The organism is Pedobacter sp. NJ-S-72 (genome assembly GCF_053890575.1).
Genome location: NZ_CM132681.1, coordinates 4,247,673 through 4,267,654, shown reverse-complemented (window position 1 = coordinate 4,267,654; position 19,982 = coordinate 4,247,673). Strand labels below are relative to the sequence as shown.

At 39.5% G+C, this 19,982-nt stretch carries 15 protein-coding genes and 8 pseudogenes; 19 read left to right on the top strand and 4 right to left on the bottom strand.

Annotation, left to right across the window (positions count from 1 at the left end; genetic code table 11):
• The first annotated feature begins 55 nt into the window (after positions 1-55).
• Positions 56-2,873, top strand: a pseudogene (gene polA / locus ACWYN3_RS28300) (DNA polymerase I).
• Positions 2,874-3,205: 332 nt separating this feature from the next.
• On the opposite strand, the gene ACWYN3_RS28295 reads toward polA, so the two are convergent.
• Positions 3,206-3,883: a metal-dependent hydrolase gene (locus ACWYN3_RS28295; protein ID WP_456217326.1), complete on the bottom strand. Its 678-nt coding sequence runs from the start codon at positions 3,881-3,883 to the stop codon at positions 3,206-3,208.
• 27 nt (positions 3,884-3,910) lie between these two features.
• Positions 3,911-4,216: a YbaB/EbfC family nucleoid-associated protein gene (locus tag ACWYN3_RS28290; RefSeq protein ID WP_367864920.1), complete on the bottom strand. Its 306-nt coding sequence runs from the start codon at positions 4,214-4,216 to the stop codon at positions 3,911-3,913.
• 97 nt (positions 4,217-4,313) lie between these two features.
• Between ACWYN3_RS28290 and ACWYN3_RS28285 the strand changes: the two genes are divergently transcribed.
• From ACWYN3_RS28285 to ACWYN3_RS28275, 3 genes are read left to right on the top strand one after another with little or no spacing between them, the layout of a single operon-like run.
• Positions 4,314-4,529 (top strand): hypothetical protein, encoded by a 216-nt coding sequence (locus ACWYN3_RS28285; protein ID WP_456217325.1) that lies wholly within the window; start codon positions 4,314-4,316, stop codon positions 4,527-4,529.
• The gene (locus tag ACWYN3_RS28280) at positions 4,478-5,098 is read left to right on the top strand and encodes a hypothetical protein (RefSeq protein ID WP_456217324.1); all 621 of its coding nucleotides are present in this window, start codon (positions 4,478-4,480) and stop codon (positions 5,096-5,098) included. The genes ACWYN3_RS28285 and ACWYN3_RS28280 overlap by 52 nt, the downstream gene beginning before the upstream one ends.
• Complete coding sequence (locus tag ACWYN3_RS28275) at positions 5,070-5,597, top strand: hypothetical protein (RefSeq protein WP_456217323.1); 528 nt, start codon at positions 5,070-5,072, stop codon at positions 5,595-5,597. The genes ACWYN3_RS28280 and ACWYN3_RS28275 overlap by 29 nt, the downstream gene beginning before the upstream one ends.
• A 4-nt stretch (positions 5,598-5,601) precedes the next feature.
• On the opposite strand, the gene namA is transcribed toward ACWYN3_RS28275, so the two are convergent.
• Both namA and ACWYN3_RS28265 read right to left on the bottom strand, forming a co-directional pair.
• Positions 5,602-6,678 carry an NADPH dehydrogenase NamA gene (namA, locus tag ACWYN3_RS28270; RefSeq protein ID WP_456217322.1) on the bottom strand — a complete coding sequence of 359 codons (1,077 nt, stop codon included), beginning with the start codon at positions 6,676-6,678 and terminating at the stop codon, positions 5,602-5,604.
• Between the two features lie 126 nt (positions 6,679-6,804).
• Entirely contained in the window at positions 6,805-7,866 is a 1,062-nt protein-coding gene (locus tag ACWYN3_RS28265) for a M28 family metallopeptidase (protein WP_456217321.1), read from the bottom strand.
• 224 nt (positions 7,867-8,090) lie between these two features.
• On the opposite strand from ACWYN3_RS28265, the gene ACWYN3_RS28260 reads away from it, so the two are divergent.
• The 15 genes and pseudogenes from ACWYN3_RS28260 to argH all read left to right on the top strand — a co-directional run bounded on the left by ACWYN3_RS28260 (position 8,091) and on the right by argH (position 19,981).
• On the top strand, positions 8,091-8,690 hold the full coding sequence (locus tag ACWYN3_RS28260) for an NAD(P)/FAD-dependent oxidoreductase (protein WP_456217320.1): 600 nt from the start codon (positions 8,091-8,093) through the stop codon (positions 8,688-8,690).
• On the top strand, positions 8,582-9,298 hold the full coding sequence (locus tag ACWYN3_RS28255; protein ID WP_456223178.1) for an NAD(P)/FAD-dependent oxidoreductase: 717 nt from the start codon (positions 8,582-8,584) through the stop codon (positions 9,296-9,298). Before ACWYN3_RS28260 ends, ACWYN3_RS28255 begins: the two co-directional genes overlap by 109 nt.
• A gap of 156 nt (positions 9,299-9,454) precedes the next feature.
• Positions 9,455-9,589 (top strand): hypothetical protein, encoded by a 135-nt coding sequence (locus ACWYN3_RS28250; RefSeq protein ID WP_456217319.1) that lies wholly within the window; start codon positions 9,455-9,457, stop codon positions 9,587-9,589.
• Between the two features lie 85 nt (positions 9,590-9,674).
• Positions 9,675-10,385 carry a GNAT family N-acetyltransferase gene (locus tag ACWYN3_RS28245; RefSeq protein WP_456217318.1) on the top strand — a complete coding sequence of 237 codons (711 nt, stop codon included), beginning with the start codon at positions 9,675-9,677 and terminating at the stop codon, positions 10,383-10,385.
• 19 nt (positions 10,386-10,404) lie between these two features.
• A pseudogene (argG, locus tag ACWYN3_RS28240) lies at positions 10,405-11,597 on the top strand (argininosuccinate synthase).
• Positions 11,587-12,559, top strand: a pseudogene (argC, locus tag ACWYN3_RS28235) (N-acetyl-gamma-glutamyl-phosphate reductase). The pseudogenes argG and argC overlap by 11 nt, the downstream one beginning before the upstream one ends.
• Before the next feature lie 99 nt (positions 12,560-12,658).
• Positions 12,659-13,799, top strand: a pseudogene (locus ACWYN3_RS28230) (aspartate aminotransferase family protein).
• Positions 13,796-14,760: pseudogene (locus tag ACWYN3_RS28225) on the top strand (acetylornithine carbamoyltransferase). Before ACWYN3_RS28230 ends, ACWYN3_RS28225 begins: the two co-directional pseudogenes overlap by 4 nt.
• Before the next feature lie 166 nt (positions 14,761-14,926).
• A complete protein-coding gene (locus ACWYN3_RS28220) occupies positions 14,927-15,136 on the top strand; it encodes an alpha/beta fold hydrolase (RefSeq protein ID WP_456217317.1) in 210 nt (69 codons plus the stop codon).
• Positions 15,105-15,635 carry an alpha/beta fold hydrolase gene (locus ACWYN3_RS28215; protein ID WP_456217316.1) on the top strand — a complete coding sequence of 177 codons (531 nt, stop codon included), beginning with the start codon at positions 15,105-15,107 and terminating at the stop codon, positions 15,633-15,635. Before ACWYN3_RS28220 ends, ACWYN3_RS28215 begins: the two co-directional genes overlap by 32 nt.
• Complete coding sequence (locus ACWYN3_RS28210; protein ID WP_456217315.1) at positions 15,629-15,889, top strand: alpha/beta fold hydrolase; 261 nt, start codon at positions 15,629-15,631, stop codon at positions 15,887-15,889. The genes ACWYN3_RS28215 and ACWYN3_RS28210 overlap by 7 nt, the downstream gene beginning before the upstream one ends.
• A 3-nt stretch (positions 15,890-15,892) precedes the next feature.
• Positions 15,893-16,685: pseudogene (gene argB, locus ACWYN3_RS28205) on the top strand (acetylglutamate kinase).
• A 1-nt stretch (position 16,686) separates the two neighbouring features.
• Entirely contained in the window at positions 16,687-17,505 is an 819-nt protein-coding gene (gene proC, locus ACWYN3_RS28200) for a pyrroline-5-carboxylate reductase (protein ID WP_456217314.1), read from the top strand.
• A gap of 6 nt (positions 17,506-17,511) precedes the next feature.
• A pseudogene (locus ACWYN3_RS28195) lies at positions 17,512-18,577 on the top strand (M20 family metallo-hydrolase).
• A 73-nt stretch (positions 18,578-18,650) separates the two neighbouring features.
• A pseudogene (gene argH / locus ACWYN3_RS28190) lies at positions 18,651-19,981 on the top strand (argininosuccinate lyase).
• Position 19,982: the final 1 nt, after the last annotated feature.

Sequence of the window (19,982 nt, the reverse complement as noted above, 5' to 3'; positions counted from 1 at the left end):
ATAAAATCGGGTAGCACATGATAGCTTCATCTCAATTAAAAACAAATTTATACTGATGAAAAAACTTTTCCTGCTTGACGGTATGGTTGATCTACAGAGCGCATTTTGCATTAAGTAAAAGCCCTAGATTTACCTCTACCGGTATCAACACCTCCGCAGTAATGGGCTTTGCCAATACTTTAATGGAAGTCCTTAAAAAGGAAAAACCAAGTCATATTGCGGTAGTTTTTGATACTGAAGCTCCTACTGAAAGACATACAGATTTTGTTGCTTACAAAGCACACCGGGAAAGTATGCCAGAAGATTTATCTGCTGCTTTACCTTATATTTTTAAACTGATTGAAGGCTTTAATATCCCTGTAATTACCAAGGATGGCTTTGAAGCTGATGATATTATTGGAACATTGGCTAAAGAGGCTGAAAAAGCAGGGTTCACAGTTTTCTGTATGACACCTGATAAAGATTTTGCACAGTTGGTTTCTGATAATATCTTTATCTATAAGCCTGCAAGAATGGGAAATGAGATGGAAATCATCGGTGTTCCGGAAGTTCTGGCGAAATGGGAAATAGAGAATGTATTATTACAGGTAATTGATGATATTCTTGGTTTGTGGGGAGATGCAGTTGATAACATTCCTGGAATTCCTGGAATAGGGGAGAAAACTGCTAAACTGCTGATCAAGCAATATGGTTCAATGGAGAATATTATTGCCAATGCAGAGCAGCTGAAGGGCAAACAACGTGAAAACGTGATTGCTTTTGCTGATCAGGGAATGATTTCTAAAAAATTAGCTACTATTATTTTAAATGTTCCTGTTGAATTTGACGAGCAGTCACTGCTTTTAGAAGAACCAAGCAGAGAGTTATTAGAACCTCTTTTTGCTGAATTAGAGTTCCGTACTTTAGGTAAAAGGGTATTTGGGGACGGATTCAGTATAGGAGATGCTAAAGCAAGCGGATCACAGCAGACTGATTTATTCGGAAATGCGGTTGATCAGCCGGTAAGTAAGTCTAAGACATTTGAACAGCTGCCAAATTTATTTGAACAGCCTCCTGTTGGAAAAACAATTGCTGATACCAAACCTGATTATCAATTGGTAGATTCTGCAGAGAAAAGAAAAATATTAATTGACCTGCTGTTGAAGCAGGAAAATATATCATTTGATACAGAAACTACAGGAACAGATGCTAACAGAGCTGAGCTTGTAGGTCTTTCTTTTTGTATTGAAGTTGGAAAAGCATGGTATATCCCTGTTCCATCGGATGCTGTAGAAGCGCAAGCGATAGTAGATGAATTCAGACCGGTACTTGAAAATGAGAAGATAGGAAAGACTGGTCAGAACATTAAATATGATATTTTAGTGCTTAAGTGGTATGGGGTAGATATCAAAGGGAAACTTTTTGATACGATGCTGGCACATTACCTGATCGACCCTGATACACGCCATAATATGGATGTGCTTTCAGAGAACTATCTGGGTTATACCCCGATCTCTATTACTACGTTGATTGGCCCGAAAGGGAAAAATCAGGGTAATATGAGAGATGTGCCAGTAGAAACTGTGGTGGATTACGCTGCGGAAGATGCTGATGTTACTTTACAGCTGGCTAACGTTTTCAAACCAATCCTGAAAGACCTGAATGCAGAAGACCTGATCACCAATATTGAAAATCCGCTGGTCTATGTACTGGCAGATATGGAGAAAGAAGGTGTGAGAATCGATATGGATACACTGATCAGTTATTCTAAAGATCTGGAAGTGGATATCCGCAGGTTTGAGCAAAGTGTTTATGATAAAGCGGGAGTAGTATTCAATCTTGCTTCTCCAAAACAACTGGGAGAAGTTCTTTTTGATAAACTACAGCTTGATCCTAAAGCTAAAAAGACGAAAACGGGGCAGTATCAAACTGGAGAGGATGTTTTATCGGCCCTTGCTCATAAAAGTGATATTGTTAAAGATATTCTTGACTTCCGTCAGCTGCAAAAATTGAAATCTACTTATGTAGATGCGCTTCCTTTATTGGTTAATCCCAAAACAGGTCGTGTACATACAAGTTATAACCAGGCGGTAGCGGCTACGGGAAGGTTTAAGCTCAAATAATCCCAATTTACAGAATATCCCTATCCGTACAGAACGCGGCAGGGAAGTCCGTAAGGCATTTATTCCTAGAGATGAGAATCATGTATTGCTTTCGGCGGATTATTCGCAGATAGAGCTTCGCATCATCGCTGATATCAGTAAGGAAGAAAATATGCTGGATGCTTTTAGTAAGGGAATTGATATTCATACTGCAACAGCGGCTAAAGTTTATGGAATTACGATTGAGGAAGTAGATTCTACTCAGCGCCGTAATGCGAAAGCGGTAAACTTTGGTATTATTTACGGACAGTCTGCTTTTGGTTTATCTCAGAACCTGGGTATTCCAAGAAAAGAGGCTGCGGAAATGATTGAGCAGTATTTTGCGCAGTATCCGGGGATTAAGAGGTATATGACTGATACGATGAACTTTGCACGTGAAAATGGTTTTGTAGAGACTATGATGGGCAGAAGAAGGTATCTGAGAGATATTAACTCGGCTAACCAGACGGGTAGTGTTTTGCAGAACGAAATGCGATTAATGCTCCGATACAGGGATCTGCTGCTGATATGATTAAGATCGCAATGATCAATATTCATCAGGATATTCAGGATCAGAAACTGGAATCAAAGATGACGATGCAGGTACATGATGAATTGGTGTTTGATGTGGTGAAGTCGGAAGTTGAGGCAATGAAAAAGATTATTACACATCGGATGAAAACGGCTATTAAGACGATAGTGCCTATTGAGATCGAAATCGGCGAAGGGAGTACCTGGCTGGAAGCGCATTAAAAGGGGAACATCTTACGTTTTAAAAACATCGGGGCCATGTTTTACTGACCGCACCCATCTGAAGGGATGGCTGATGTCAGAAAACATTGCCCCGATGTTTTTAAAATCTAAAGAAATTCTGGGAATAAATCCAGTATTTCCTCAGGGGTTTTATTGGTGGTAATGGGGTTAATTAGTTTACTTGTAGAAGTTTAAAAAGAAACCTTTTTTATTGAATTCCTTTGTAAAACCCTTTGTAAAACCCTTTGTAAAACCCTTTGCAAGAAACGCCTGGAAGAAATCTTTTTTTAAGACTCCTTGCAAGAGACCGTTTGGAATCCCTTAGACTATCTTTAGAGAGTAATCGTTTCTCCTATTTCAGGTAACAATAAAGTTTTGCCTTCTCTCCTGAATTTTTCAACAGCTTCTTTTACATCAATTTCTATAGCGGGAAAGGTGTTGTAGTGCACGCCGATTACATGGCTGCAATTGATGTATTTGGTAGCGACTAGAGCATCATCAACATCCATGGTGTAATTACCGCCGATTGGCAGAATTGCATAGTCAAGGGAATATAAGTCGGCAAGGATCTTCATATCCAGGTTTAAAGAGGTATCACCAGCAAAGTAGACAGTTTTTCCTCCTGTTTCCAGCACGAAGCCAGCAGGGTTTCCACCGTAGCTTCCATCAGGCATTGAACTTGAATGGGTAGCCCAGACCATACGGAGTTTTCCGAAGTCAAATTTTGCAGATCCGTAGTTCATTTGGTGGATGTTTGTTAATCCTTGCTTTTCAGCCCATGCGGCAACTTCTGGCATGGCAATAATTACTGCACCAGTTTGTTTCCCCAAGAGGACAAGATCAGCGACATGATCACCATGTCCATGACTTACAAGGATGTAATCAGCTTCAATTTTAGTCGTGTCAATTGCTGAAGCGAGCTCGTTTGGCGTAATAAACGGATCAAAGAGAAACTTCTTTCCATCAGCTTCCAGAAGAAAACAGGATTGTCCGTAATAGGTATATTTCATCTTTTTATGCTTTAATATTCTTATTTGTTATTGACCGAACATCCCGCCTAAACCACCAAGCATGTCTTGAGTAGCAGCTTGCATTTCGGTAGCGTTAACTGTTTCAGCTTGTTGTAATACCTTGTTGATAGCGGTTAATAGTAGCTCTTCAATTTCTTCTTTATCAGCTTGTTTATAGAACTCTTCGTTGATGTCTATTGCTGTGATTGTTTTGTTTGCTGTTGAAGTAACTTTAATTGCACCACTTTCAACTTCTGCATGAACGTAAACAGTATCTAAACGTTTTTTTATTTCTTCAGCTTTTTGCTGAGCAGCCATTAATTTATCGAACATAATTTCTTTTTTTTTTTGAACAACAAAATTAAGACAAATTGGTTTAGAAACAGCTTAAAAATAGAACAAGGCATAACTATTGCTTTAAGGAGATCATATGGCACAACCAGTTGGGATACTTTCGAAAATCAGGATTTCAGAGGAGAATTATAAAAAATATTTAAGGAAAGTTGCCTGTCAGCCTCTGGCTAATGCCATATTTGAAAATCTGGGTACCGGATATAGAAATTATTATGTTTTTAAGTACCTGAAGAAAGAGGGGTGTTTTTTTATGCGTATTTCTATTTCCATCACGGTAATGCCGGGTTCCTGAAAGAATGCATAGAATGGCAATTATTAAAAGATATTGAACCTTATCTGGAAGATGATAGCAAGGGTTATCTTATTGCCACATTAGATAGCATGAACTTTGTTAATGAGTTTTTATTTGCTTTTGATATTGAAGGCAGAAAGCTCAGGCACTATCACTATTCCGAAACAGAATTGAAAACTATATGGAATGATGTAAACAAGTATTTCTTTAAGTATGTTGATACAGAATTCAGGGTTGCATTATATCAGCAACAAATAGTTGATAAAAAGATCTTAGATAAAGTTTTGAAATTAACAGATGAACATCGTATTAAAAATCTTAAAGAGAACTTGCATCTGGCTACTAAAAAGACCCCGGTTGAACTTTTTAATGGTTATTTCTATGATGGTACGGACTTTTATTCAAGTAAGAGCTATGCACATAAAACGGTCTTCCCTGATATTGACATTCAGGGCCTAAAAGAAATGCCATATGGCTTAAGTGATGGTAATTATGTAATTGTCTGTCATACTCTCGTTAATGATTACTGGCTGAAAACTGATGGGGATCAATTCAAAAAAAAGCAGTAAGTACGGAACGACATACTATACGTCTTTAGATGCTGTATATGACGAAAAGTTAGGTCTGATCATAAAAACGGACGGGAAAAGCTTTCGCTTACTGAGCGAATACCTGGGGGAGGATAAACACTATATTTACTTTCTTGGTGAGCTGATTCCTAAAGAAGAAGTTGGGGAGTATACAATCAATGCTACAGGGTATTTTTATGCGAACATTTTATTATACAGTAAAAAACAAATTCGTGTAGGTAGATCCCTGATCACTAATATAGATGCTGAAACTTTTGAAGTGGTTGTACCGGATGGCCAGCACTTAGTCTGTGATCTGCCTAACCCTTCGGGGGTACATCTGGGAACATTTATCTTGCACTGCCGGGATAAAGGAGGGGACCTGGTTATTTATAATTTTAATCCTTTAGAACAGCCAAAGATTCAAAGGATAAATACTATAGATGAATTTATAGTGCAAGCAGGCAAGCTGCTTGCTGAAATGGAAATAACTAACTAAAGGGTTAACTCTTTTTTCTTGGTTTAGCACGTGCATACTGATCGGGCCAGTGGATTTCATCATCCAGTTCAAAAGCAGCATGTAGTGGGAAATATGGATCTCTTAAAAGTTCCCTTGCTAATATGATCAGGTCAGCTTTTCCTTCCTGAAGAATTTCTTCCGCTTGTTTTGCTTCAGTAATTAAACCAACAGCACCTGTTAAAATACCTGTTTCTTTACGGATATCGGCAGAGAATTGCACTTGATAACCTGGAAAAAGGGGGATTTCCTGATAGTGGATATTTCCACCCGATGAACAGTCGATCAAATCCACGTCTTTAGTCTTTAAAATGGCTGATAGTTTTACTGAATCTTCAGGGGACCAGCCATTTTCAGCCCAGTCAGTGGCAGAAATTCTAACAAATAAAGGTTTTTCAGTTGTCCAGACTTCGCGGATTACGGCAACAACTTCCAATAACAGACGTATCCTGTTTTCGAAGCTTCCACCATACTCATCTGTTCGCAGATTACTCAGCGGAGAGAAAAACTGATGGAAAATATAACCATGTGCTGCGTGAATTTCTATGAGTTGATATCCGGCTTCAATACTTCTCAGTGCTGCAGCTCTGAAATCTGATTTTATCTTTTCGATATCATTGATGCTCAAAGCTATCGGAGGTTCGTCATTTGCATGAAAAGGAATGGCACTTGGGGCTACTGATCTCCATCCTCCATCTTTTTCTGTAATTTGTTTACCTCCATTCCACGGGGTGTCAAAACTTGCTTTTCTTCCGGCATGCGCCAGTTGAATGCCAGCAATGGAGCCATTCTGATGAATGAATGAAGTAATACGCTTCAGTACAGGAATGTGTCCATCTGACCAAATCCCTAAATCGCCCGCAGAAATTCTTCCTGCTGGTGAGACTGCTGTAGCTTCCTGAATAATCAAAGCAGCTCCTCCTACTGCACGGCTGCCTAAATGGACTAAATGCCAATCATTAGCATAACCATCTTCGGCCGAATACTGACACATTGGAGAAACAACAATCCTGTTTTTCAGGGTAATGTTTTTGATATTTAACGGGGATAATAAAATTGACATAGAGCTGTGGATTTGTATACAAATAAACGATGTCAGCACTGATTTGTTAGGTAGAATAACGGCTCTTTTTTAATATATGACAGAAAAGCGATAAAGAACTTATTTTCAGAGCTATATCTTGTGTGATCAGTTCGGCTTCATCAGCGCTGCATTGAAGTGAATGAAGAGCTTAAATAAATCAGCAAATGCTGTAAGAGGTAAGGTCGCGTAAACATCATCAATATCATGGTAGGCGCTTATTCCTCCCTGAGTATAAATAAAGAATGCAGGAACACCCTTTTCAGTGAAAAAATAATGATCACTATTTGCTGCTTTATTACGGGGATTAATTTTGCTTAAGTACTGATGTTCATCATTAATTTTATTTAGCAGTGCAAATTCTTTCGGAAGAATCGTTGCATTCACTACGGTAATACCCTTTTCTCCTGTTCCAACCATATCAACATTGATCAGGAACCTGATGCTGGAGAGTGGAACAGGTGGAAATGTCGTAAAGTAAGAAGAGCCTTTGAGCCCCGGTTCTTCACCGGCAAAACATACAAATGCAATACTGTAAGGGGCCGGATGTTTAGCATAGTGTTTAGCCAGGTTTAATAACAATGCTATGCCACTTGCATTATCATTGGCTCCGGGGAAGAATGTATGGTCTCCTATACCTCCCAAATGATCATAGTGTGCTGTGATCATTAATATTGAATCCGGATGTTTTGTCCCCTTGACAATTCCACAGATATTACTGGTTATAAATTCAGGAATGAATTCCTGTTCGATATCGACATCGATTGATTCAGGTTTGGCAGTTAAAGCTCTTTTATTAACTTCCAGTACGGTAAAGTCATCCACTTTTTGTGCAGCACTCCAGGTCAGTTTATCTTTCAGTACAACGGCAACCCGCTGTGTGGGATTAACAAAAATACTATCCGCTTGCTCCAGCTTCATATTGCCATGCAGGCCCTTGCTGGATGGCTGAATAATGAAATCCCTGCCCGGCCTAAGCTTCTTCCCGTTAATGGTAACCTCCATTTTCCCGGGGAAGGTATTCACCGGATAAGAGAAATTCTGTCTGTAATCATTCCCTTCCATGGGCTTAAGCCCGGCTCGCTTAAATTGATCACAAAGATAAATGGCCGCCTTGGTCATTCCCTCTTTAGTATAGCCCCTTCCCCAAAAATCGATGGAGGTGAGCACTTTTATTGTCTTTCTGGCTGCATGAAGATCTTGAGCAGAAGTGGCAGTTGTGAATACTGAAAAAGTAATTGCTATAAAAAAAAAGGGAAAGTAGCTTCTTCATAAAAAGGGGTATTAACTAATCAGGATAAACTTACAAATAAATAGGACGGAGTTAAAGAAGTCTAAACCGAAAATTAAAACAGAGTAATCCAAATATTGTTGTATCACCCAGAAACAAGCTTATGAACATACGCTCTAACGAACCTTTTTGGCTGGTAAAAAATGGCCTTTTGCATACTTACCCATCTCTGAGAGAGAATATTAGCTGTGATATATTGATCGTCGGCAGTGGAATAACCGGAGCTCTGATGGCGCATTCTCTCACAGAAAAAGGATACAAAACAGTATTAATTGATAAAAGAGAGATCGCAAATGGAAGCAGTTCTGCGACCACCTCCATGTTGCAATATGAAATTGATGTTCCATTATATCAATTGATTGAGCAGATTGGAGAGCAAGGCGCTGTAGGAAGCTATAGAGCATGCCGGGACTCAATTTATAAATTAGAAAAGCTGGTAGATGAAATCAAATCCGGTTGTGGCTTCAAAAAAAAGGACTCCGTTTATTTCGCTCATCAGAAAAAAGATCTTGGGTGGCTGAAAAAGGAATTTGATGCAAGAAGAGCAGCTGATTTTGACGTAATCTGGTTGGATAAAACAGAGATTCAGGAAAAATACGGCCTGATTGCAGAGAAGGAGCAATATTATCGAAAGATGGCGCAAGTGTTGATGCCTTTTGCCTTGCCCATGATTTGCTGCATTACAATGCAAAAAGAGGATTAGAAGTTTACGATAAAACAAAGCTGGAGAAGGTAAAGTATCAAAAAGGGCTGTTATTAGCCCAAACTGAGAATGGAGCAATAATTACAGCAAATAAAATTGTTTACTGCACCGGATATGAAACACAGGAGATGCTGCCTGAGAAGATTGTAAAGCTGAAAAGTACTTACGCTATGGTTAGTGAGCAAAACAAACAACTTAAAGACGATATCTGTGATACGCTGTTCTGGAATACAGATTCACCTTATTTATACATGCGTACAACGAGCGACGGCCGGCTTTTGGTAGGCGGTGAGGACGAAAACTTTAAGAATCCACTCAGGCGTGATGCGCTGTTAGAACGTAAAAAGAACAAACTGGTAAAGACTGTAACAAAATTTCTGCCTGATGTGAAGTTCATTGAGGATTTTTTTTGCTGGTGCGGGACATTTGGAGAGACAAAGGATGGTTTGCCATATATTGGGGAGCACCCTAAGTTCCCGGATACTTATTTCGTTTTGGGATTTGGGGGAAATGGGATTACTTTTTCAGTGATAGGGATGGAGATGATTGGTTCCATGCTTCAGGGTGAACTTGATCTTTTATCCTATTATTTTCGCTTTGGCAGGTAAACAAGAAGATTGATTACAAAGTATCTGAATTGAGCGGTGACCTCATGAGGGCCAAGCAGTTGATTAAATGTAAAAAAACAAAAAACCTGTTGCACAACTCGATATTTATTTAAACCTTTACAGCATTAATATTTTAAAGCGGGAATTATACAGAAAATGATCAAACAGATAATGCATAAACTTTCAATCGTAACAGCAAAAAACATTGCTGCGAGAAGTTTATATATTGAACGTCTGGAACCAGTCATTTATGTAACCACCAGCCGGCAAAATTATACACCCCGTATTTGAGTTAATTCTAACTCAGTCTTTAGAGGCTTGCGTCTCTTCAAAATCAATTAATAAGAATATTTTATCTTTTTTTCGTTAACTATTAATGAATATAAACGATTTTATAGTGCAGGTTGCACTTCCTGAACATCGTGTGTTTGCAGAAGAAATCTGTGATGAAATGGCTGAATCTGCCAAAGCACGAGGTACTGGTATCGCTAAACGCTCACCTGAATATGTGGCTGGAAAGATGACTGAAGGAAAATCAGTTATTGCTTTTCATAAAGACGGCTCCTGGGCTGGATTCTGCTACATTGAAACATGGAGCCACGGACAGTTTGTGGCCAATTCAGGATTAGTAGTCAGTCCTAAGTACAGAAAAATGGGACTGGCACATACTATTAAACACAAGATTTTTGAATTATCACGTCAAAAGTATCCTAAGGCTAAGATATTTGGATTGACTACGGGGCTGGCAGTAATGAAAATTAACTCCGATCTGGGTTATGAACCGGTAACTTACTCTGAGCTTTCTCAGGTGAAGAAAGAATTCTGGAAAGGATGTCAGAGCTGCGTGAATTTCGAAATCCTGAAAAGTAAAGATCGTAAGAACTGTATGTGTACAGCTATGCTTTACGATCCTGCGACACAGAAACACGATGTAGCAAAGAAGTTTGCAGAAGAATTAGAACGCAAGCCTAAGTTATACGAACGCTTTATGCGCATCAAACAAAGATTGGTGCTTAAGCCAAAATCTCCGGATGATAAAGGAGGCCTGAAATCAATATTACATTTACCAACTCTATTTTTTAAATAATAACACACACACATTGCTCATGAAAAAGAAAGTAGTTTTAGCTTTTAGCGGAGGTTTAGATACTTCATTTTGCTGTATTCACCTGGCACAGGACCGTGGACTTGAAGTTCACTCAGTAATTGTCAACACAGGTGGTTTTTCTGATGAAGAATTACAGGAAATTGAAAAAAGAGCTTACGCTTTAGGAGTGGCTTCTCATGCAGTAGTTGATGAAACTGCAAATTATTACGATGGTTGTATTAAATACCTGGTATTTGGTAATGTATTGAAAAATGCAACTTACCCGCTTTCTGTAAGTGCTGAGCGTGTAAGCCAGGCTACAGCAATTGCAAACTATGTGAAAAAGATAGGTGCTGATTACGTTGCTCATGGAAGTACAGGAGCAGGAAATGATCAGGTTCGTTTTGATATGATCTTTAATATCATCATTCCTAATGTTGAGATTATCACACCAATCAGAGATTTGAAATTATCCCGCGAAGCGGAAATAGAATATTTAAGTAAACACGGAGTTGAGTATAGTGCAGAAAAAGCAAGATATTCTATCAACAAAGGTTTATGGGGTACTTCAGTAGGAGGAAAGGAAACTTTGACTTCTAACGAAACTTTACCAGAAGAAGCATGGCCAACACAGGCTTCTGAAACTAAGAGCCGCAAAATTGAGCTTACTTTTGAAAAAGGAGAACTGGTTGCACTTGACGGTGAGCAATTGGAGCCGGTAAAAGCATTCAGAAATTACAGGCGATTGCACAGCCATATGGTATCGGACGTGATATCCATGTTGGAGATACAATTATTGGAATTAAAGGACGTGTAGGTTTTGAAGCTGCCGCACCAATGGTTATTATCAAAGCACACCATACTTTAGAGAAACATACTTTAACAAAATGGCAATTGTCATGGAAAGAGCAATTGGCTTCTTTTTATGGAAACTGGCTGCATGAAGGTCAGTTCCATGATCCGGTCATGCGCAACATTGAAGCTTTCCTTGCAGATACACAACATACAGTAAGCGGAAAAGTGTTTGTAGAGTTATTGCCATACAGATTCCAGATTATCGGTATCGAATCTAAACATGATCTGATGAGCAATAAATTTGGCAGCTACGGTGAAATGAACAATGCATGGAGCGGTGAGGATGTTAAAGGGTTCTCTAAAATATTTGGCAACCAGGTAATGATCTGGCATAAAGTGAACGGCAATGAAGATTAAAGCAGGTATAGTTGGCGGTGCCGGATATACCGGTGGTGAAATGCTGCGTCTGTTAATTAACCATGCAGATGTAGAAATCGTATTTGTACATAGTAACAGTAATGGTGGTAATCTGATTTCAGATGTCCATACTGATCTTTTAGGAGATACTGATCTGCGCTTTACAGATGAACTTTCTTCTGCCATTGATGTACTTTTTTTTATGCGTAGGCCATGGCGATGCAAAAAAGTTTCTTGACGCAAATCCTATTGCGGCAGGGATCAAAATAATAGACCTGAGCCAGGATTTCAGATTATCCGGGGCGGCAGGTACAGACTGGGTTTACGGTTTACCTGAATTAAACAGAGACCGTATCAAGACGGCCGGTTTTATTGCTAACCCGGGTTGTTTCGCAACCTGTATCCAACTGGCTTTATTGCCTCTGGCTGCAAAAGGGTTATTGAAAAGCGAAGTGCATATCAATGCAACAACAGGTTCAACAGGAGCAGGGCAAAGTCTGGCAGCAACCTCACATTTTAGCTGGCGTAACAATAATTTGTCTGTTTATAAGGCTTTTGAACATCAGCATCTGAATGAGATCGGACAGAGCTTATTACAGCTTGATGCTGATTTTAACCAGGATCTTAACTTTATCCCTCAACGTGGAGATTTTACAAGAGGAATTCTTGCTGCGGTTTATCTGGAAAGCGATTTAACAGCAGAACAGGCACAAGCTGTTTACGAAGACTACTATAGCGGACATCCTTTTACGCATGTAAGTAAAAAGAATATCGATCTTAAGCAGGTAGTAAATACGAATAAGGGGCTTGTGCATGTAGAAAAGCATGGTGGCAAATTATTAATAATCAGTATTATAGATAATTTATTAAAAGGAGCAAGCGGACAGGCGGTACAGAATATGAATTTGATGTTTGGGTTAGACGAACGGCAAGGCCTGAAACTTAAAGCAACTGCTTTTTAGACAAACAAAAGCACCTGTTTAAATTTAAACAGGTGCTGCAATCAAATTATTTTACGAACCACCTGAGGTCAAAACCTAAGGTAAAAAGCTTTTAAAAAGATGAACTTATTCGATGTATACCCTTTAAATGATATAGAAATTGTGAAAGCCTCAGGCAGTACCGTATGGGATGCCAAAGGGCAGGAGTATCTTGACCTTTATGGCGGCCATGCCGTAATTTCTATCGGTCATACTCATCCTCACTATGTAAAGCGTTTGACAGATCAGCTGAATAAAGTAGGTTTCTACTCTAATTCAGTGAAAATACCTCTGCAGGTAGAGCTTGCTGAAAAATTAGGTAAAGTATCAGGAAAGACTGATTTCCAGTTATTCCTTTGTAATTCTGGAGCTGAGGCTAATGAAAATGCATTAAAACTAGCCTCTTTCTACAACGGAAGAAAAAAGGTTATTGCTTTCAAAGGAGCTTTCCACGGTCGTACCTCTCTTGCGGTTTCTGCAACTGATAATCCTAAAATTATTGCACCAGTAAACAGCACAGATAACATCGTTTTTTGCTGCCCTTCAATGATGAGGATGCCCTGAAACAGGCTTTCGCAGCATATGGAGAAGAAATCAGCTCTGTGATTATTGAAGGTATACAAGGTGTTGGCGGTATTAAAGAAGCTTCTGTAAGTTTCCTTCAGCTCATCCGTACTTTATGTGATCAGTATAATGCAGTCTATATTGCTGACAGTGTTCAATGTGGTTACGGCAGAACAGGTTTATTTTATTCTCATGATTACGCTGGGGTAAATGCCGATGTATATACCATGGCTAAAGGAATGGGAAATGGGTTTCCGGTAGCAGGGATTTCTATTGCACCTAAATTTACAGCATGGCATTCTATGCTGGGAACTACTTTTGGTGGAAACCACCTGGCTTGCGCAGCTGCATTAGCAGTTCTGGAAATTATGGAACAAGATCAGCTGATGGAAAATGCAGCTAAGATAGGTGACTATTTAATCACGGAACTTAAAAAAATCGAAGGAGTTCGTGAAGTAAGAGGACGTGGTTTATCATGATGATAGGTATTGATCTTCCGGAAGAACTTTCAGCAGTGAAGAAGAACTTGTTGTTTAAGCATTTTATCTTCACAGGAGAGGCTAAGCCGAATGTTATCAGGTTATTGCCAGCGCTTAACCTAACCAAAGCACAAGCAGATCAATTTTTGGAAAACTTTAAAATTGCTATAAAAGGATGAACCAGTTCACTTCAGTAAATGATGTTGAAGACATCGGCCAATTGGTAAAGGATGCCATCGCATTAAAAAGTAATCCCTATGCAGATCAGCAGCTGGGGAAAAATAAAACTCTTGGACTGGTTTTCCTGAATCCAAGCTTGCGTACCCGTTTAAGTACCCAGAAAGCTGCCATAAACTTAGGAATGAGTGTGATGGTGATGAATATGGACAAAGAAGGATGGGCATTGGAAACAGAGGATGGGGTAGTGATGAATGGGAGCACTGTTGAGCATATTCGTGAAGCTGCAGCAGTAATGGGACAATATTGTGATATCCTTGACTTCGTTCCTTCCCAAAGCTGGTAAACAGAGAGGAAGATTATAATGAAGATTTCTTTAACAAGTTTATCAAATATTGTGGTGTTCCGGTAGTGAGTTTAGAGAGTGCAACCCGACACCCTTTACAGAGTCTGGCAGATTTGGTAACGATTAAAGAAACCTGGAAAGGTACAGCTAAACCTAAAGTTGTTTTAGCCTGGGCACCGCATATCAAGGCTTTGCCACAAGCGGTACCTAATTCTTTTTCTGAATGGATGTGTAAAGCACAGCAGGAAGATATGCTTGATTTTACCATTGTTCAGCCAGAAGGATATGAGCTTTCCGAAGATTTTACTCCCGGAGCTCAGATTACGCATAACCTGCAGGAAGCATTGGAAGGGGCAGATTATATCTATGTGAAAAACTGGTCAAGTTATAAAGAGTACGGCAAAATATTGCCTTATCCGGAAGGGTGGATGCTAAATAATGAACTTTTAAAAGGTACAAATAATGCAAAAGTGATGCATTGTTTACCAGTTAGAAGAGATCTGGAGCTTTCATCTGAGGTATTGGACGGGCCAAATTCTTTAGTGATTCATGAAGCAGGAAATCGTTTATGGGCAGCACAGGCAGTTTTGAAAGATCTGTTACAAAAGCTATCTTAGGAGAGCCTGACAGATCACTGAAATGATGCTCCTAAGGGCTTTTAACCATGAAAAACCTAAATCATCCGATGAACCCGACATGATTAAAATAATTATTAAGCTTACAGCAAAATGATTATTTTAATCATCAAAGGCTCCATCTGACCAAAAATAAATAAACAAATAGATGAAACGAATAAGCCTTTTATTTTGTGCGCTATTCTTTACCGCACTATCTTTTGCTCAGCAAAAAACTGTAGACAGCTGGACTGATGGTAAATTTATTACTGTCAACGGAGCTAAATTATGGGTGGTAACAGTTGGACAGGGTGATCCGGTTATCTTTATTGCTGGCGGACCTGGTGGTGCACATCCATCCAGGATTAAGAAGTTTTGATCCTTTAGCAGATGCCAATCACCAGTTAATCTATTTTGATGGATTCGGAAGAGGAAAGTCGGATACTGCAAAAGTTGTTTCAGATTATAGCTTGCAAAGAGATATTGAAGATATAGAAGGTTTAAGAAAAGCACTGAAATTAAGTAAAGTGTCTCTTTTGGGACATTCTTACGGTGGGTTGGTCGCACAAGGATATGCAATTAAATATCCGGATAATGTGAGCCATTTGATTCTGGCCAATACTTTTCACAGTTATGTGATGTGGCAGGAAAATGATGATAACTCTAATCATGAGATTAAAACCAATTATCCGGAGGTTTGGGCTGACCTGATGAAAATCAGGGAGCAGGGCGCTGTTTCAAGCGATGCACAGCATCAGGAGATTTATGGTAAAGTCCCTTATGGTTTTTTATATGCTTATAATCCAGGTCAGTTTGTTGCCAGAGGCAGAAAGCCTTACCCTAACAGTATGAACACTAAACTTTATATCAAATGGTAGGCAGAGATGGTGATTTCTATGTAGGAAGTGATATAGGTACATTCGATTTCAGAAAACAGTTAAAGGATTTAAAAATGCCGGTTTTAGTTATTGGCGGCCGTTTCGACAGAGTGGCAACACCCTGGATGATGGTAAAATATAAAGAATACTGCCCGCAGGCACAATTTGTAATGTTTGAAAAATCTGGTCATAACCCACAGGTGGAAGAACCAGAAAAAGAATTTCCTATAATCAACGAGTTCCTTAAGAAATAAAGAATGAAGCAGTTAACAGTTATAAAAATAGGTGGAAATGTAATTGATAACTCAGAGAAACTGCATCAGTTTCTGGTTGATTTTACGGCTTTGCCGGGAGATAAGATCCTGATTCATGGAGGCGGTAAAATTGCTACAGAACTAGGTACATCTCTGGGAATTGAACCTAAACTGGTAGACGGCAGAAGAATTACAGATATTGAGACCCTTCGTGTGGTTACAATGGTTTACGTGGGCTGATTATTAATAAGAATATGGTCGCGCAGTTACAGGCAAGAGGATGTAATGCGATTGGATTGAGTGGAGCTGACGGAAATGTGATTAAGGCTGTAAAACGCCCTGTAAAAGAGATAGACTTTGGTTTTGTAGGTGATCTGGATGAAAATTCTGTATCGGTAACGACGCTGGACAGTTTACTGAAAAGCAAACTTATCCCTGTTTTATGTGCGATTACACATGATGGAGACAGCCAGTTACTAAATACAAACGCAGATACGATTGCTTCTGCTGTTGCGGTGGCAATGTCTGCCACTTATGATACACGCCTGGTTTACTGTTTTGAGAAAAAGGGTGTTTTGAAAGATGTGGATGATGAAAACTCGCTGGTTACTGAAATCAAAAGAGAAGATTTTGAAAGATTACAAACGGAAGGGATAGTTTCAGGAGGGATGATCCCTAAGTTACATAATGCATTTGAAGCCATCAGACAAGGGGTTAAGGCCGTCTCTATATTGGCAAAGCAGATGAATTACCACAGATTGATACACAGGGTTTCGGAACCCGATTAATAGATTAATATGGGAGAGTTTACAAGAAAGATAGCCATACTTGGTAGCGGAAACATTGGAATTTCGCTGGCTAAGGGGTTAGTTAAAGCGAATTACGTACAAGCTAACCAGATTACATTAACCAGGAGAACTGTAAACCGTTTAGCGGAATTCGCTGACCTTGGTTATCAGGTCAGTGCTGATAATGCTGCGGCAGTAACTGATTCGGATGTAATTGTTCTGGCGGTATTGCCGCAACAGCTGAACCAGCTGATGGAACAGATTTCAAGTGTAATCGATATCAAAAAGCATTTGATTATTTCTGTGGCTTCCGGTGTAAGCTGTGCTGCTATCCGTGAAAAACTTGGAGAAAATTTAGAAGTGATCCGTGCTATGCCCAATACAGCCATCGCCATTGGCCAGTCTATGACGTGTATTGCTACAGATAATGCTTCGGCAGCACATGTAGCTGAGGTTTCGACCATGTTTGAAACAGTTGGTGCTGTCGTAAAAATTAATGAAGATCTGATGACTGCGGCAACTGCTTTGTGTGCCTGTGGTATTGCCTTCTTTTTACGTGGTATCCGCGCGGCTTCGCAAGGCGGGGTGGAAATCGGTTTCCATGCAGATGAAGCACTAAAAATGGCTGTTCAAACCGCAAAAGGAGCTGCTGATTTATTACTACAGATGCAGTCGCATCCTGAACAGGAAATTGATAAAGTAACATCGCCAAAGGGATGTACCATTGCGGGCCTGAATGAAATGGAACATAATGGGTTCAGTTCATCCCTGATTAAAGGCATTAAGCTTTCGGCTATAAAAGCCGGGGCATTATATACAAAAGAATAAATTATTATGATAGAGACGCTGCAAAAAGATAGTTTGGAATTGTTAAAGAATCTGATCAGTATTCAATCCTTCAGTAAAGAAGAAGAGAAAACTGCTGATCTGATCGGGCAATTTTTGCGGAACGACAAATTAAAATACACCGTAAACTGAATAATATCTGGGCTTACAATAAACATTTTGATGCTGGTAAGCCTACTGTACTTTTAAATTCGCACCATGATACGGTAAAGCCTAATACAGGTTATACAAGAGATCCTTACGAGCCAAAAATAGAAGATGGAAAGTTATATGGGTTGGGAAGTAATGATGCGGGAGGCTGTCTTGTTTCTCTGATTGCAACTTTCCTTTATTTTTATGAGCAGGAAGACCTGACTTATAATATTTGCTTAGCAACTACTGCTGAAGAAGAAATATCAGGTAATAACGGTTTGGAATGTGTGATTCCTGATCTTGGAGACCTGGAATTCGCAATTGTTGGCGAGCCGACAGAAATGCAGCTGGCGATTGCAGAAAGAGGTTTGCTGGTGCTGGATTGTACGGTTACCGGAAAAGCTGGCCATGCTGCCAGAGAAGAAGGTGATAATGCAATTTATAAAGCATTAAAGGATATTGAATGGTCAGAAATTACCGTTTTGCAAAGGTGTCTGAAGTTTTCGGACCTTTGAAAATGTCAGTGACGATTATCAATGCCGGGTCTCAGCATAACGTTGTACCTGCAACCTGTATTTTTACAGTTGACGTAAGGGTAACAGATGCTTACAGTAATGAAGAGGTATTAAGAATTATCCGTACTAATGTGGATTGTGATGTCAAGGCACGGTCTGTCCGGCTAAAGCCTTCATCAATTGATAAGGAACATCCGCTTGTTCAGTCCGGGATTGCATTAGGCAGAACGACTTATGGTTCACCTACTACTTCTGATCAGGCATTATTGAGTATTCCTTCCGTAAAAGTGGGGCCTGGTGATTCAGCCCGTTCACATATGGCTGATGAATACGTGTTCGTAAAAGAGATTGCTGAAGGCATAGAACTATACATTGATATGCTGAAACCAGTTATCAACGGGAAGTAATTTGATAAAGGCAAAATTGTATTTTGCCACTAACATTTGCTCTTTAGAGAGCGTTTTATAATTTGAATATATAATGAAGATCTGGCAAAAAAATATAGAAGTAAATAAAAGTATTGAGAGTTTTACTGTCGGTAAAGACAGGGAGCTGGATTTACAAATGGCGGCTTTTGATGTGCTGGGTTCCCTTGCGCATGTAGAAATGCTGGAAAGCATCGGTTTACTGACCGCTGCTGAACTTGCTGAAATACAAAAGGAGCTGAAAGCTATTTACGCTGAAATTGAAGCTGGAGAGTTTAAAATTGAAGATACGGTAGAGGATGTCCATTCGCAGGTTGAATGGTTACTGACTCAGCGTATCGGAGAAGCGGGAAAAAAGATTCACAGCGGAAGATCACGTAATGACCAGGTTCTGGTTGACCTTAAATTGTTTTTCAGAGATAGAATTGAAGAAATGGTGGGTAATTCTGCTGTATTATTTCAACAGCTAATCGCGCTAAGTAACACACATAAAGACAAATTATTACCGGGTTATACACATTTGCAGATCGCAATGCCTTCGTCTTTTGGACTTTGGTTTGGTGCTTATGCAGAAAGCCTGGTGGATGATATGGAAATGATGCTTGCAGCATGGAAAATCTGTAATAAAAATCCATTGGGTTCTGCTGCGGGCTATGGTTCGTCTTTCCCGCTAAACAGAACAATGACAACAAATCTTTTAGGTTTTGAGAACCTGAATTACAATGTTGTTTATGCGCAAATGGGCAGAGGGAAAACGGAAAGAATTTTGGCTCAGGCGATGTCTTCTGTAGCTGCAACCTTAGCTAAAATGGCTATGGATGTATGTCTGTTTATCAATCAGAACTTTGGTTTTATCAAGTTTCCGGATGAACTGACCACTGGTTCAAGCATTATGCCACATAAAAAGAATCCGGATGTATTTGAGCTGATCCGTTCAAGGTGTAATAAGATCCAGGCATTGCCGAATGAAATTGCAATGATGACTACGAATCTGCCATCAGGCTACCACCGTGACTTGCAATTATTGAAGAAAATCTTTTCCCTTCAATTGTGTCTTTAAACGAGTGTCTGGAAATGACAACATATATGTTACAGCATATCACGCTTAAAGATGATATCCTTACAGATAAAAAATATGCTTATTTGTTTAGTGTAGAGGTTGTTAATGATTTGGCTTTAAAGGGTGTTCCTTTCAGAGAAGCTTATCAGATAGTAGGAGAGACGATTGAAAATGGTACCTTTGTACCGGGAGTTAAGGTTAATCATACTCATGAAGGGAGCATCGGAAATCTGTGTAATCCACAAATTGAGGAGATGATGGAAACCATTCTCGACCAGTTTAATTTTGAAAAAACCAAGTCAGCTATTCAAAGTTTGCTGGCTTAAT

Coding starts and splice junctions, on each gene's coding strand:
- ACWYN3_RS28285 (WP_456217325.1), top strand. CDS start 4,314: ATGGCACAACCAGTTGGGATACTTTCGAAAATCAGGATTTCAGAGGAG.
- ACWYN3_RS28245 (WP_456217318.1), top strand. CDS start 9,675: ATGAATATAAACGATTTTATAGTGCAGGTTGCACTTCCTGAACATCGT.
- proC (WP_456217314.1), top strand. CDS start 16,687: ATGGGAGAGTTTACAAGAAAGATAGCCATACTTGGTAGCGGAAACATT.
- namA (WP_456217322.1), bottom strand. CDS start 6,678: ATGTCAATTTTATTATCCCCGTTAAATATCAAAAACATTACCCTGAAA.
- ACWYN3_RS28250 (WP_456217319.1), top strand. CDS start 9,455: ATGATCAAACAGATAATGCATAAACTTTCAATCGTAACAGCAAAAAAC.
- ACWYN3_RS28220 (WP_456217317.1), top strand. CDS start 14,927: ATGAAACGAATAAGCCTTTTATTTTGTGCGCTATTCTTTACCGCACTA.
- ACWYN3_RS28290 (WP_367864920.1), bottom strand. CDS start 4,216: ATGTTCGATAAATTAATGGCTGCTCAGCAAAAAGCTGAAGAAATAAAA.
- ACWYN3_RS28210 (WP_456217315.1), top strand. CDS start 15,629: ATGGTAGGCAGAGATGGTGATTTCTATGTAGGAAGTGATATAGGTACA.
- ACWYN3_RS28275 (WP_456217323.1), top strand. CDS start 5,070: ATGGGGATCAATTCAAAAAAAAGCAGTAAGTACGGAACGACATACTAT.
- ACWYN3_RS28295 (WP_456217326.1), bottom strand. CDS start 3,883: ATGAAATATACCTATTACGGACAATCCTGTTTTCTTCTGGAAGCTGAT.
- ACWYN3_RS28260 (WP_456217320.1), top strand. CDS start 8,091: ATGAACATACGCTCTAACGAACCTTTTTGGCTGGTAAAAAATGGCCTT.